Annotated in this window: 8 protein-coding genes; 2 read left to right on the top strand and 6 right to left on the bottom strand. The window is 57.5% G+C overall.

What is annotated here, in order from left to right; translation table 11 throughout:
- Window positions 1-7: 7 nt before the first annotated feature.
- From IPM61_12835 to IPM61_12820, 4 genes are all read right to left on the bottom strand, one after another.
- Complete coding sequence (locus IPM61_12835) at window positions 8-889, bottom strand: hypothetical protein (GenBank protein MBK8912201.1); 882 nt, start codon at window positions 887-889, stop codon at window positions 8-10.
- A 109-nt stretch (window positions 890-998) separates the two neighbouring features.
- The gene (locus tag IPM61_12830; GenBank protein MBK8912200.1) at window positions 999-2,546 is read right to left on the bottom strand and encodes a glycosyltransferase family 39 protein; all 1,548 of its coding nucleotides are present in this window, start codon (window positions 2,544-2,546) and stop codon (window positions 999-1,001) included.
- A gap of 40 nt (window positions 2,547-2,586) precedes the next feature.
- A complete protein-coding gene (locus IPM61_12825) occupies window positions 2,587-3,192 on the bottom strand; it encodes a rhomboid family intramembrane serine protease (GenBank protein ID MBK8912199.1) in 606 nt (201 codons plus the stop codon).
- 670 nt (window positions 3,193-3,862) lie between these two features.
- Window positions 3,863-6,091 carry an AAA family ATPase gene (locus IPM61_12820; protein MBK8912198.1) on the bottom strand — a complete coding sequence of 743 codons (2,229 nt, stop codon included), beginning with the start codon at window positions 6,089-6,091 and terminating at the stop codon, window positions 3,863-3,865.
- Window positions 6,092-6,334: 243 nt separating this feature from the next.
- On the opposite strand from IPM61_12820, the gene IPM61_12815 reads away from it, so the two are divergent.
- Both IPM61_12815 and IPM61_12810 read left to right on the top strand, forming a co-directional pair.
- A complete protein-coding gene (locus IPM61_12815) occupies window positions 6,335-7,228 on the top strand; it encodes a hypothetical protein (GenBank protein MBK8912197.1) in 894 nt (297 codons plus the stop codon).
- A gap of 138 nt (window positions 7,229-7,366) precedes the next feature.
- Window positions 7,367-8,002 carry a TlpA family protein disulfide reductase gene (locus IPM61_12810; protein MBK8912196.1) on the top strand — a complete coding sequence of 212 codons (636 nt, stop codon included), beginning with the start codon at window positions 7,367-7,369 and terminating at the stop codon, window positions 8,000-8,002.
- Window positions 8,003-8,170: 168 nt separating this feature from the next.
- Here the strand turns inward: IPM61_12810 and IPM61_12805 are convergent, their stop codons facing one another.
- Together IPM61_12805 and IPM61_12800 are read right to left on the bottom strand one after the other, a co-directional pair.
- Window positions 8,171-11,053, bottom strand: coding sequence for a T9SS type A sorting domain-containing protein (locus IPM61_12805; GenBank protein MBK8912195.1), 2,883 nt, complete (start codon window positions 11,051-11,053; stop codon window positions 8,171-8,173).
- 393 nt (window positions 11,054-11,446) lie between these two features.
- The gene (locus tag IPM61_12800; GenBank protein MBK8912194.1) at window positions 11,447-14,350 is read right to left on the bottom strand and encodes an IgGFc-binding protein; all 2,904 of its coding nucleotides are present in this window, start codon (window positions 14,348-14,350) and stop codon (window positions 11,447-11,449) included.
- Window positions 14,351-14,585: the final 235 nt, after the last annotated feature.

Raw genomic sequence — 14,585 nt, 5'->3', positions numbered from 1 at the left:
GGAAAGATTACAAGCGTTGTGAGTATTCCCGAAGGAATCGCTGCTCGTCGGGACTTAGGGAATCGTAGCCTGTTTCGCTGATCTGGTCAAGGATTTGGTTCAGCCGTTCCTCATCGCTTAGCTCCTGGCGGCGGACCGGATGCTGCGGTTGCAAGCGTCCGGCAAAAGCCCGCGAAGCCACGTGGCGCATCGGCATTGGCTGCATTGCCCCCCCAGCGGCGCGCACGTTGCCACCGCTATGCTGCGGGCGGAATGCCACCCGCTCGAAGGTCCGAATCGCCCCCAACAGGAAGCGGTATTTCTGGAATCGCGCATGGAAGAATCCGGCACTTGCCACCAACGTCACCACCCCTTCGGTAAACAATGCCCCGGCCCCGTGCCCCCCTTCCACCACCGCATCCACCGTTTGGATTAGCACCAACCCGCAAGCAAACGTCAGCACAAACCAGCTTGGGATGTTGATGAAAAATATCCGAACGCTGCTTTGCGGGAACAGATAGACAAACCCCACAATGGTGAACAACGCCAGATGCTCCAAACCAGAAAGGGCATAGGCACTTTCCCCCCAATTCCCCAAAACATGAAGCACGCCAATTGCCAACGTTAGCCAAAGCAACGCAACCCCAAAGCTCCGTTTCCCCAGGATGCTCTCCACCTCCTCCCCCGGCGCACCGAAGGCGATTCCGGCAAGAAGCAAGCCAATGAACGACGGCCCTAACGGATAGCTTAGAAGCCGCCAAAGCTGATACTGGTCGCTGATATCAACCGGAGCCAGAACAATATTGGCAACAACCGGGGCGCTGAACGGAAGCCCACCGATCAGCAAGTAGAACAGGAAAAGAACGATTGTTCCAATCCACAGTATTCGTGAAAGCGATTCCGTTGCCATATCACCACCGAAACACCATGAAGAACCGCAAGCCGGTTGCCAGCCAAAGAATGCCGCCAAACTATGCAACGGGGAACGGCCATGCAATTATTCGCCCCCGTTGGCCCGTTTAATTGTGGTATTGAATGGTAAACAGTGCACGCCAGCCGGCAAAGCCTTTCGGCATCGGGCGGGCGCGCCGTTCCACCAGCGAAAACGTCATTCCATCGGAAGTGAATTGCCGCAAAGTGGTGTCGGCCTGGAACGCCGTCACCACGCGGTTCAGCAATCCTTTGCGAAGATAGGGACGATACTCCACTGCATCGTTCGCCAAGTAGTAGCCTGGGCGGTACTTTTTCAGGAACGCCACCATGTCGCCGCTGGCTAAATATGGGGCCACCTTCCCATCGGTGATTCCATCAAGGCTAAGCAGCCGAAGGTCCGGGCGAAGGTAGTAGCGATCCTGGACCTCGTACGCCAGCACCGTTCCCCCGGGCGGCGCAATCGCGTTGATCTTCTGGGCCGCCTCCTTCTCCACAATTTCATCGAAGCTGTAGCCCCGCGTGCGCTGCTCCAACGCCTCCCCCACGATTCCCCCAATCGGTTTCAGCAGGAAGATTAGGCCGATTGCCAGCAACGCAATGCTCCACCCCCTTCCCTCCCCCTCTTCCTTCGCTTTCTGTTCCCAGATGCTGAAGGTTTTTGCCACGCCAACCACCAGCAGTGGGGCAGTCGGCAGAAAATATCGAGCAAGATCGTTGGTGACAGGGGAGACGAACACCAGCAAGAATGCGTAGGCGATCACGCTGGCGGCGGCGCACCACCCCAACCACCGCGCCCCGTTGCGGCGCAGCAGATCGAAGCCGAACGCAGCCGGAAGGATCATGTACAGAATCCCCCCCAAGTATCCCAGCGCCGGTTTCGAGTAGGCGATTGGGCCAAGCCGTTGCGCCGATTCTTGCAGCGCGAACGCACGGCACACACTGCTAACCGAGAACGCCCCAACGGTCAGATAGGAATAGCCGAAGTAGCAGGCGGCAGGAATTGCAGCAATCACCCCAACCGAAGCCAGCCGCACCAACACGTGGCGCGAACGCCCCCCGGCAAACCACCACAACGCGCCGGCCTGCAGCACCACCAACGCGGTGGAATCGGGGCGGGTTAGGGGGATCGCACCCCAAACCGCCGCAAGCACCAACCACCCGCGCAGCCCCGGGTCCCCGCCGCGCCGCAAGGTTTCGGCAATCCGCAAGGAGCAGAGGAGCGACAGGGAGACCAGCAGAACAATCAGCCCTGACTCGTACATCATCACCCCAAAAAACGTCAGCATCTCGACGGCATACAGCGCGGCGATTGCGGCGGCGGAAACGCCCCCCACCACTGCGCGAACAAGCCGCACCAACACGGCAAACGCAGCAAGGCAACAAAGCAAGGAGAGAAGTTTCGCACCCCAGACATCGGCACCAAGCAGGTATGGGATTGATAGCAAGGCGGCCCAGAGCGGAGAGGTGCTGCCGGAGGAAAATTCGCCCGGGTTGTAGCTGAAGAAATCGCCGTGGGCAATGCTTCGGGCGTAGGGGAGATAGATAGTGGAATCGCCCCAGAACGTCCCGAACAGAAGCAGCCCGGCGGCAACAATCACCCCAGCCCCAACCCACCACACAAGCTGTGGAATCACGGAAACGATGCGGCGTGAAAGGGACATCAAAGAATAGCTATCAGAAGTGGTTTGCGATAACCTCAATCACCTGCGGAACAAGGACCAGCGTGGCAACAATGCCCGCGCCCGCGCCGGCAAGGTGCGCTTCGTGGCCCACGTTGTCGTTCCGATTTCGCATGGCGTAGATGGAGTAACCAACGAACAGCAGGGCATACAGCACCGCCGGCATCGGAATGTACATGAACACGTAGATGGTTGACAGCGGATAGAACAGGATATACGAGAACAACACCCCCGAAACCGCTCCCGAGGCCCCAATCGCAACGTAGTCAATCTGTTGGCGGTACTTGAAGTACGGGTACAAGTTCCCGACGATCAAGCTGATGAAATAGACTAATAGTAAGTTCTGCGAGCCAATCGTCACCTCTAGCGGCATGCCAAAAAAGAACATCGTCAGCATATTGAACAGCAGGTGCATTCCATCGCCATGAAGGAACCCGCTGGTGACGACCGGGTGATATTGATGATTGGTCCACATGTGGTGCGGTTCCAACGCCATGTATCGCCACCACGAAGGGCGGCTCCATCCCAACAGGCTGATGGCCACAGTCACGCCAATCAGCACCAGCGTCGCCGGGGCTTGCGAGAAATATTCGGAGTTCATGTCGGCAAATATAGTTAGAGGAATTACCCGCCAGAATGCCTTCGGCGGCTATTCTCAAGGTAGCCGAAGGTCTTTAGCCTTCGGCGACTTGGCCCCGACAGAGGTCGGGGCCGCTACCCACTTCTTAAAGGTAGCCGAAGGTCTTTAGCCTTCGACGTTATCTTCTCTATCTGGGCAGGCTAAAGAAGACTCGGCAGGCTAAAGACCTGCCGCTACCCCGTCTGTTATCAACCCCGACGGAGGTCGGGGCCGCTACCCACTTCTTAAAGGTAGCCGAAGGTCTTTAGCCTTCGGTGCCATCTAACTCGGCAGGCTAAAGACCTGTTATCAACCCCGACGGAGGTCGGGGCCGCTACCCCCCTCTTAAAGGTAGCCGAAGGTCTTTAGCCTTCGGCGCCATCTGACTGGGCCCCGACGGAGGTCGGGGCCGCTACCCCGTCTGTTATCAACCCCGACGGAGGTCGGGGCCGCTACCCACTTCTTAAAGGTAGCCGAAGGTCTTTAGCCTTCGGCGTCATCTAACTCGGCAGGCTAAAGACCTGTTATCAACCCCGACGGAGGTCGGGGCCGCTACCCCCCTCTTAAAGGTAGCCGAAGGTCTTTAGCCTTCGGCGCCATCTGACTGGGCCCCGACGGAGGTCGGGGCCGCTACCTCCGATAACCAAAGGCATCACACGTAGGGGAGTTGCAGCAATCGCTGCCGCTCTTCGATCTCCTTCCGCAGCTGTGCGCGCTTTTCTTCTAGCGCGGCAATAGCACGCTCGGCAATCTCCGCTTCGGCCCCAAGCGTGTGAAGCTCATACCGCTTGCTGGATAGGCGATCCTCGGTGCTTACCTCATCTTCGCGCAAGTCGCGCAGCTCCTTTTTGCGGCTGCGCAAGTACAGAATCCGCCCCAGCATCAGCGTGAAAACGAAGGTGAACAGAAGCGTCAGCGCCAACGCTGCGGAGCGGACAAGTTCCTGCGTTGCCGGGTCAATCGGGGTTGAGCGGACGCTCAGGAAGGCAAGGAAGCAAAGCACCATAAAGAAGAAACTGGTCCGCGCAATCACTGCTTCGCGGTCGGTCAGGCCCTGGCGGCGGCGTTTCCGTGCGGTTTGCAGATCGGATTCCAGCACCCCCATCGTCCCCCGTGTTGATTGGTGGAGTTCCGCTTTCATCCTCCGCTCCGCGCTTTTCATCCGAAGCTCCTCCTCCACCTTCGCCAATCGCTGCTGAAGTTCTTGGGCCTGCTGCTCCAACTCACTTTTCCGTTCCTGCCATATTGCTTCCACTTCTTGCAGCCGTTGCTGGTAGGTTCCAATCTCCACGCGGCGGTTGTAGCGTTCCAGCACCTGGGCCGCGTCGGCGGAAAGCCGGTGCCCGGTTCCGTTGGTTGGCAGGAACAGATCGGGGGCGGTGTCCAGCATGGCCCTCACCCGGTGCGCCTGCCCGCCGCAGTATCGGCGGATTGCTTCGCTATCGAACCAAGCAAAGAACGCAAGGCGGCGAAGCAGATCGCGCTCCACAAAGTCAAACCGCGAAAGCACTCCCCAAGCGTTCGCAAACGCGGTTGCCGATTCCACAAACGCCTGGCCCCGCTCGCTGCTTTGCTGGAACGTGGCCTGGCGAAGCGCGTCGCGGATGATCCCATGCAGCTCGTACTTCCCGGGCATGGAAACGCTTGGGCGCGAAACCTCGCTGGAGTTACGCAGATACTCAAAAGCCCGCTCGGCATCGTGGCCAACCGCTGGGAAGCAGCGGAGCGCGTCGGCATCGAACCAATCAAGGAAGGCAGCGGCGCGGATCCATTCCCGTTGCTCGTCGGTTTTGTACCAAAAAATCCGCTGCTCGGCCAGGGCGTTCACAAACGATTGCTCGGCCCCTTCGCTGCTGGCGCGTGCGGCATCGGCCCACAAGGTGACAAGGTAGGGAAGCCCCTGCGTAAGCTCAATCACCCGCTCGGCAACGTCTTCCGGTTTGAATCCATTCAGCCGCAGAAACTCCGCAAGTTCGTCGCGGGTAAATGGGCCAATCGGGATTTCCACCAACGCCTCGCGATAGCGGTCCCAGCGGCGTTCCAGATCGGTCAGCGACAAGCGTTCGCGCCCGGCAATCACAAACCGGACGTCGAAGAACTCCCGCACGAAGGTTCCTGCTGGCAGGTACGGGGTTCGGTAGGAATGGAAATCGCCGAATCGTTTTTCGTAGAGATATGGGAGCAGGGATTCCAGCAGCCACGGGTTCAGCAGCGGCGTGATTTTCTCGAACGTATCAATCACAATCACAATCCGCTTTGGTGTTTGCCCGGTTTGCAGGTATGCACCAAGCGATTCGATGTCGTCGGATAGGGGGAACATCGTGTTCATCAGGTCCACGATGAACGACTCGGCCAGGACGTTCCCGGTGTTCAGCGTTAGCCGCTGGTCGTCGGGGTTGTTGAACTGGTTTTTCACGGCGTGCTCCAGCATCAGCAGTTCCGACTCGATCGCCGTTCCCTCGGCAGTTGGGTGGCTGGATTGATGGTGAAGTTCGGCGCGGAGCTTGGTCAGCAGCGGCATGGTGTCGGCCCCCAATCGCCCCATTATTTGCAAGTAGCGGCGGCGGCGGGCATCGGTCTCGTCAATGTAAAAGCGGGGGATCGCTGCGTCAAGGGAGATAAATCCGGTGGCAAGGTGATAGACGAATTCCGGAAGCGAGGTGGTGTTGACGTCTTCGTTGACGACGAACATGGCATCGGCCAGCCGCTCCTTTTCAATCATCCGCCGGATCCGCCGCAGCAGTGTGGTTTTCCCCGCGCCAAACAGCCCGTACATTGCGATGATGGATGCTGGTTCCGCGCCCACCGCATCGGTGGGATGGACCGGGGTGGCAAAGCATTGATGGATTCGATGGATTTCGTCTTCGCGTCCGACAAACATTCAGGTATGGGCCGGTGATCGGTTTGGCTGGCTTTTCGCGGCGCAATATACAGGCAGGTGGCGGATTTGCTCCATTGCATTCCCCGCGCCCCCTTCAATCCAAACGGACTGTTGCTTCTGCCGGGGAGCACCGCCCCGCAAGGCTTTCCCAGCAGTTCTGTACTTTTGCCGGAAATTTGCATATCCAGCCGCGTGCGCCAAGCACACATCCTTCAGCAACAAAAGCCAGCAACAGAACCAACCGTGACCGCCAAAGAATTTCACGACCAGATTGCAACATGGGTGGAAGCGCACCCCGATGGCGCCCAGCCCAGCCCAACCGAAGCCCCCTGCGACGACTGCCGAACGACGTTCGAGCGCGAGCTTTCCGCACGGATGAAAGTAGCCGAGCACACGGCCACCGAACCGCCCCCAGAAACGCCGCGGCAGATAGGAACCTTTTCCGCAACGCCAGGGCTTGCGGCAACAGCCACCAGTGGCAAGGTCCAGCCCGCTGTTGTGGCCGATTCGGCAGCATCTATCCCCGAGCCTAAAACTTCATCACCTGTGGCAATGGCGGGGATGTTGGCGGCGGTGGGGTTGGTCCTGGCTGGGGTGGTGATGCTGATAAGCCGTGGCCAGCAGCCCTCCACAACGCTTCCAATTCAGTCCCCCACCAGCGCGTCAACCCCGAACGCGAAGCCGCTCCCCTCGCTGAATTTCTTCAATGCCGCCGCCACAAACTTCGGGGCCATTATCAACGGGAAGGTGAAGCCCGCAATGGAAACCGAGAGCAAGGAGGAGTTGGCGGAGTTCTTCACGGAGGAGGGGGTGGCCTATCCGGTGAAATTTCCAACAACGCCGCTGGCATTGGCGGGGGGATTCGTCAGCAAGCATGGCGACCTTGCGGTGGCACACCTTGTGTACCGCTCCGGCGAACGGACGATGTACATTTTCCAGATACCGTGGAGCGTGCTTCAGCAAGGGAGGCCCTTCTACGTGACGCAGGATGCCAGCCAGAAGATGGAGGCTGGGGAGAAGATCATGGAGGCTTCCCGCACCGATCAATCCATTACCGTTGGGAAGCACGGCGACCTTGCGATTGCAATCGCCGCGAACGTCCCCAGCGACCAGCTTCAGCAACTGGCGAAGTGGTGAAAACGGTGGGAGATGGAGTACGCGACTGACTTCATCCCCCCCCTTCTGCTGGTGCTTGGATCCGCATCCAAGCACCATTTCTTCAAACTCAGATTTTCAATCAACTCAGCGTTTCAAACTCAACAACAATCCAGAACAATGACATCACGCATCTTTCTTGCAGCGGCCGTTGCCACGCTGGCGGTGGCCGGCTGCAAGTCAAGCAAAACCGATGGCGCGCTAACCCGCAACGAAGCCACGCCCCCCGCCGCAACCACGCAGCCCCCGCCACCCGCACCCGCACCAACGTCTGGAGCGGTGGCCAACGTCTCGCCATTGAAGAGCGTTCAAAAGAAGGAAGGGAAGGCCGCAGCAAACTTCACATGGATGGGAAGCGACGGGAAGGAGCATTCGCTGGAAGAATACAAAGGGAAGGTGGTGCTGGTGAATTTTTGGGGAACATGGTGCCCCCCCTGCCGACGCGAGCTTCCGGACCTTGTAAAACTGCGGACGGAGCTTGGCCCCAAAGGGTTCGAGATTATTGGGGTGAATGTGAACGAGCAAGCCCCCGGGGGCGGGTCCGTGGTGGAACACGTCAACAGCTTTGCCCAGAAGAACGGGATTGCCTACCCGCTGGTGATTGCCGACGACGAGCAGACGTTGGAGCAGGCGTATGGCGGGATTCGTGGGGTCCCCACAACGTTTGTGGTGAACCGCAATGGGGAGATCGTCAACACCATGGTTGGTGGGCGCGACGAAGCCACCTTCCGCAAAGCGATTGAAGCAGCATGGTGACATGGCGTTGATTGGCCAAGTGGCCAGCGCATCAATCCTTCCCTAAACAACCAGCGGCGGCCTTCATTGGAATGAAGGCCGCCGCTTTGATAATTGGTCATCTCCATCTGGCCATTTCTACTTGCTCATTTCTTCGCAGTGGAAATGCCACCCCACTCCTCCCCTTTTTTACCGTTGCAGCAGCATCGTGCGGCTGTCGCTCCAGCGTCCGCTGGTGACGCGGAAGTAGTAGGTTCCGGCGGGAAGCGATGCGGCATCCCAGGTGAGTTGGTAGGAGCCTTCGGAAAGCTCGGCATCCATCAGCGTGGCCACCAGCGCGCCGCGTGTGTTGAAGATTTCCACCGTTGTGTGCCCGCTCTTCCCTACAGTGAATTGGATTCGTGTTTGCGCGGCAAAGGGGTTCGGGTCGTTCTGCCGAAGCAGATATCCGGCAACGTTGCTGCTTAGGCCAACACTGCTGGTGGTGTCCACATCCTTGAAGACGGCCTTGCCGGTCCAGTGGGAGGTGTCACGGTAGCGTGTGGTGTTCACCAAAAACTTGGCCGTGGTGCGGAAGGTTCCGCTATCCTTCGGGTTGAAGACCACATTGATGGTCACGCATTGGTTCGGGCCAAGTTTTGCGGAGCGCAGCTTGTTCATATCCCCTTGAGGAATATCAAACCCTTGCTCGATGCTGACAACCGGGAACCCACCCCCCGACGTAAACTTCACGGTATCGGCCCCAACGTTGCACAGCTCAAGTGGCAGCACTTTGGAGGCATCCACATAGACCTCGCCAAAATCCAAATCCCCCATGCGTAGCAATGGGTCGGCAGTGACGGAGGAGACTGGCAAGCGGAACTCGGAGCACTCGGTCAGCAGCTGGAGCGTGTCGCGGTAGGCTTTGCCGTTGGCCGGAGCCATGTGCGCAACGGTGATGGTTGCGGTTTGGTTAGGCTTCAAGGTTAGCGTTGCTGGCTCGGTCCCGACCACCGTAAACCCTTGATTGCCACGGCTAAATTTCAGCTGGCTGATCTTCAAATCGCGCCCCAGCGGGTTGGTGATCGCCACCTGCTGGGTGTGCTGGGCGGAGTCGAACGGGATTTTTCCGAAATCAAGCATTGCCGGCATGGTGAGGCGCTCGGCGTAGTAGGAGTAAGGAATTTCCGTTGCTGCGCCGGTGCGGTCCTTAATCACCAACGTTCCCGAGGCATCCTTGCTGGGGTCAATCGGCACCACGCTCACTTTTGCGTCGCGGATACCAACGATTTGGAAAGCAGTGGTTGGCTCCTTGAAAACCACTTTGGCGTTGACCGCGCTGTCGTTCATCACGATTGAGCGGAGGCCGGCGGCCTCCAGCGTGAGGGTATGGATGTTGACCGATAGCTCGCTGCACGTGGTCTGGGATGTGATCTCCAGTGTGTCGGCAACCTTCAGCACTTTGCGCATTGGAGCAAGGGGGTAGCCATAGGCGATTGAGGTCCGTTCAAAGTACTTCCCTTTGGATCCACCACTGCCGGACTTGAACGATTCCAGCCCCTTTACCAGCCCATACACCTGTCCCGTAAAGGTTGCCCCCGGCTCGGCCCGAACGTAGTAGCTGATACCTGGGTCAACGGTCATTGTTCCCCAGACCAGAGTGGTGTTGGGGATGGTGCCCCGATTGAAGACAAACGGGCGTTCGGAGGTTGTGGTGCTGCCGTAGTAGATCATGCCGTCGAAGCTGGCATCGGCAACGACGTTGACGTAATGGAGCATATCCCCGGGGTGGGCTTCCACATAGAATGGCGCGAAGCTGGCCCATTGCTCACGGGGGATAAGATCGGCCATGTAGGTGCTGACCGACTCGAAACTTGCGCCGGTGATGGTGGTTCCCCCGCCCCATCCGCCGCCGCCGGTTGATGGTTTGTTGGTAAGCTTCACCGCAGCTGTTGAGTTCATCACGGCTTGCGCTGGCTTATCGGTTTTGATATACACCGCCTGGGCCGTGCCGGTGACGCGGAACTCGTTGAAGTAGCTGTTCAGCGTGAAGAAGTTGTTTTTCTGCGCGCCAAGCGTTTGCTGGTAGATTCCCCGCGTGGTGTCCTTGGAGCTTCCGTACACCCGGATGAATTCCGAGGCGCGTTTGCCGTCGGTGTTTTCGTTCGTCTGCCCAGTGATGCGGTAGATGTCCCACGTTGGGGTATAGACAAACTCGGTGCCATGCTGGTCCGCCGGGGCCAGCCATTCCACCATCATGTTTTTGAAGGTGTTTTGGGAGATTCCCCCCTCAAAATTTGTCACCGAAGTGCGGGTGTTTCCGCTGATGACGGCAATTGGTTTGGTGGCACTAATCCGCGACCCGCCGAAGTCCGGCTGGGCGGTGCCGATATTGGCGGTTAGCGTGTCAACATAGCTTTCCAGAATGTAGGCTTGGTTGGCCATCAGGGTCAGGAAGGTCATTTGGTTGCTAGGGATCTGCCCGTTTGGGTAGATCGTCACAACGGTGTTGTCGTTTGCAGCAATCACCATAATCTGCGCCGGGGCGGCCTTGTTTTTCTTGTTGATCTTGGTGCTGCCAACGGTAGCATCGGCCACAATGTCCCCCTGGAGCGTGGCGGCATAATACTCCGTTCCCCAGGCTTCCACAGGCAAGGGGGTCCAGGCTTCTGCGCCGAACTTGGTAATCACGTGGCAGTACATCAAAAATGGGTACTTCCCTTGCACCCGGTAGGTGTTGTTGGATGGGATGCCAGGGGTAGTCACAACCGGCTGGGCGACGGTGGTTAAATCCACCGAGGACATCACCCCTCCTTTCACCGCAAACGCCTTCGAGAAACCGGTCCCTGAAGTAAAGCGGATGCTATCATCAACGGTGGAATAGAGGTACACCAGGAATTTATCCTGCATTTGGTACGCGTTCGCCGCGTCGTTGACGTTCGCCACGGTATCGGGGAAGGCGATGATATAGGTGCTTCCCCCCTGGAATTCGTCGAACGCTAACGATGGGGTCTGGCTGTGCAGCCCCGTTGCAATCAACAGCATCGCGGCAATTGCCAGCAGTGGATAACGCATGTTGGAAACCTTGCGCATGTTGGTTTGGAATCTGATGTATGTGTTTGGAATAGCCTTTGCCGTGATACGGTCCCGGGGCAACAAAAGTGATTCGATGGACCGCTTGGAAGGAAGATGAACCGACAACTTTGGAGAACCCCAATGATGGGAGGCCAGTTGCAGAAAAAAAGTAACGCAGCCCACAGCAAAAATAGCACCGGAAGCAATGCCGGTCAGCATTGCTTGTAGCGTGCTCTCACATCGTCACGATCGCACGCCGCGCTGCATGATGCGCCAGCGTAGCCGCAAGTGGAACGGCGTAGCCGCAGGGAACATCACGGCAAGCGGGCCACATAAAGCATAACGGGCTGCGTCGTCCAAACAACGCAGCCCGCGGCACGGATCAAGAATTCAAGATTATGGGAGGCTTCCTTACCGGCTAACGGTTAGGCTGATCCCCCCGCTCCATTCAGCAGAGATCATCCGGCAGTAATACCTTCCAACAGGAACCGCCGAAGCGTCCCACTCAAGATGATGAACTCCAGCTTCCAACACGCTATCTATCAACTCAGCAACCTCCATCCCCGCTTCGTTATAGATCACAACCCTTGTGTTCCCCCGTTCCCCAACCGAGAACTCCAACCGCGTTCGGTTGCCAAATGGGTTTGGCCTGTTTTGCATTATCCACCACTTCCCATCCGCACTTTTATTTCCATTCACCGTGGTTGCAAGGTCTTTTACGGTGGCGGTCCATTTGGAGGTGTCGCGGCAGGAGCGTGCGTTGGCAAAAACGCGGGCAGTGGTGCTGGCCGGGCCAAGCTCCTTTGGTGTGAAGGTCACCGGAACCTTGAAACACTCACCCTGCTTCAGTTTGGCCAACCGTAATTGCGCCACCACAGTTGGCGGAACGCTAAACGATTGATCGCTCCAATTCAAGACATCTACACCGTTCGAGTCGGCAAAAGTGAGCGTTCCGGTTCCTTCGTTGCAAATGCTTAGCTCCATTGTTCGTGGCGGGCTGGTAAGGCCAAGAACTCCAAAATCCAGATCGCCCAGATAGACGCAGTAGGTGACGGTCTTGGCATGGAGCGCGATGGCTTTGGTGCGGCAACCGCTGCTAAAAGTAATCATGAGGGAATCGGTGTGGGTTCGATTTTTTGTGGCTGGGGTTATCCGGGCGGTAACGGACAAGCAACCGCCCGCCGGCAGCTCCACAGGGAATTGCGTTGATAGCATATCAAGCGTAAACTGGCTGTTAGGATTGCTCAGCCGTACCGAATACACCGCTACTGGGTGGTCCGTTGGATTGCAGATGGAGATTGTGGTGTCGTGCGGTTGCCCCCCCACCACAAGCTCACCAAAATCAACAGCCGAATCAGAGGGGGTGATCTTCACATTCATTCCAACATAATTGTACGGGAATCGGTGCTGATGCCCCGTGCGATCCACCAACACCAACGTCGCTTCGGCATTTCTGATGGGATCAATCGGGGCAACTTCAAGGTCCAGCTGCGTCTTGTTTGGGATCAGATGCACATCCGCTGGATTCCGCGCCACAATCCGCGCATTTGCTGTGGGAGGCTCAAGATATGCCTCGGCAAATCCCACCGGAGACTCACCTTTTGACCGAACCTTCAACCTCATATTCCCACACTGGTTGCTTTGCTCAATCTCTAAGGAATCTGGCGGGGCAAGTGCCCTGCGGCGTGGCGCAAGCGGGTATCCATAGGCAAGCCCGACTTCTTCCGTGTAGCCCTTGTCATTGGTTGGTATAAATTCTTCAAACCCGCTCCGTTGGCCATACACATAGCCATAAAACCGCACCGCAGTGTCGGCCCCGTACAGAAGATAGGTGGCGGTTGGCGAAAGCTCCATCGAGGTCCACTCAAGGTCGGTTCCCGGGATGCTCATCCAAGCATTGCGCTTGAAGCTCACGCTGGTAGCGGTGGGAAGGCCAACGGGTATTCCGTTCATCTTCATTCGCAGCTTGCTCCGGTCCGCAGCGGCCACCGCAATGTTCACGTAATGTGCCATGCCGCCGATGGAGCTTGGCGCAACAAACGGAGCAACGTTCGGCCATTGTTCGCGCGGGATTAGCTCCACCATGTAGGGAACGGTGACCGCAGTGTACCGCGCGCCGATGCCGCTCTCCTGCACCAAGATTGTGCCGTTAAATCGCACAGCTGCGCTTGAGCTCATCATCACCATCGCCGAGGTGTCAGCAAGGAAGTACGCAGGGTTGGGAATGCCCAGGGTAAAACTGGTTCCTTTCCAGCCAGATACTGTGCTGGTGTCGAACTTCCCTGTTTGGTTCGTCATGCTGGCCAGCACCGTAACCGTTGCCGAATCACCAGTAATCAACCTGACAATTTCATGCGGGCGGCGTTCTTCAATCTTCTCGCCTGGCTCCCCGGTCGGCATACCGATATCAGCTGTTGGCAAATAGAGGAACGACCTTCCCCACTGGTCCTGTGGTGGCATCGCTTCAATAAGCGGATTTTTCATGCTGTTCTGCCCCAAACTGGACCCAAGATCGCGGTTTGCGGTTCGGGTGGTTGCTGCAATCACGCCGATTGGATTGTTCGAGATCACCACCGTGCCAGTGATATCCGGTTGCTGGACTCCAAGGTCATCGGTGGTGGTGTCAACAAAGCTTTGGATCTGGTATGCTTGCCCGGCTTGCAAGGCTACATCCACAATGTTTGGGGTTCCCGAAATCTTCCCTTTTGGATAGATGGTTATCCGGGTGTTGTCGAACGCAGAAAGAATCAATAACTCAGCCGGTGCAACACGGGGGGCGTGAGTATAGCTGGTAATGGTGGGGTTGATGTCGTTGACGATATCCCCTGGCATCGTATTCACGGAGTATTGCACCCCCCATGTTTCGATTGGAAGCGGTGCCCATGCTTCTGCCCCGAACGGAGTGGCGGCGTAGCAATACACGATGATTGGATCGGCAGCCTCAATCTTCCACGTGTTGCTTGATACGCTCCCGGACATATCCACCACATCTCCCGAAAGGGTGGTTATTTGGAATGCCCCGGCCGCAACGCTGTACAGCTGCACCTGCTTGGTGGCATTGTTGGTGATGGCCACGCGGTTGCTCTCCGTTGCGGAGTAGATCATCACCTGTTTTATGCTGGGAATGCTGGGGGGGTGGCGGATATCGTACAGATTTCCCGAGGTGTCGGGGAAGGCGATGATGTAGGTTCGCCCCGTTGTCAATCGGTCCAACGATTGGGCAGAAAGTTGGGTGGCAAGCCCAGCAATGGCAAGCAACAGCATTGCTGCACAACTGAGCAGAGCGCGCTTGGCAGAAGCAAGGAAGGATTCCATGGCGTATCCCGGGTGTTGTGTAGATTATCGGGGAGTTTCTGGGAATACCCTTCCTCCCCTCTGTACTTCTAACACAGGAATTACCGGAATTGTTAGTAGGGGTGCATTCAGATTTCGTTATTGGTTCACCGATATTGAAAACTGCTACTGCACCCCTTGCCAACAATCGCTTCCCCGTTGTACCGAACGGGGCAAAGATGCCGCATGATTGAAAAGGAGCACGTAAAAAAATATC

This window comes from Chlorobiota bacterium (assembly GCA_016710285.1).
Lineage (GTDB): Bacteria > Bacteroidota > Ignavibacteria > OLB7 > OLB7 > OLB7.
This window is presented reverse-complemented; position numbering and strand designations above follow the sequence as displayed.

Bases quoted from the DNA above. Each gene is read 5' to 3' on its own strand.
- IPM61_12835 (MBK8912201.1), bottom strand. From the start codon at position 889: ATGGCAACGGAATCGCTTTCACGAATACTGTGGATTGGAACAATCGTT.
- IPM61_12825 (MBK8912199.1), bottom strand. From the start codon at position 3,192: ATGAACTCCGAATATTTCTCGCAAGCCCCGGCGACGCTGGTGCTGATT.
- IPM61_12820 (MBK8912198.1), bottom strand. From the start codon at position 6,091: ATGTTTGTCGGACGCGAAGACGAAATCCATCGAATCCATCAATGCTTT.
- IPM61_12810 (MBK8912196.1), top strand. From the start codon at position 7,367: ATGACATCACGCATCTTTCTTGCAGCGGCCGTTGCCACGCTGGCGGTG.
- IPM61_12805 (MBK8912195.1), bottom strand. From the start codon at position 11,053: ATGCGCAAGGTTTCCAACATGCGTTATCCACTGCTGGCAATTGCCGCG.
- IPM61_12800 (MBK8912194.1), bottom strand. From the start codon at position 14,350: ATGGAATCCTTCCTTGCTTCTGCCAAGCGCGCTCTGCTCAGTTGTGCA.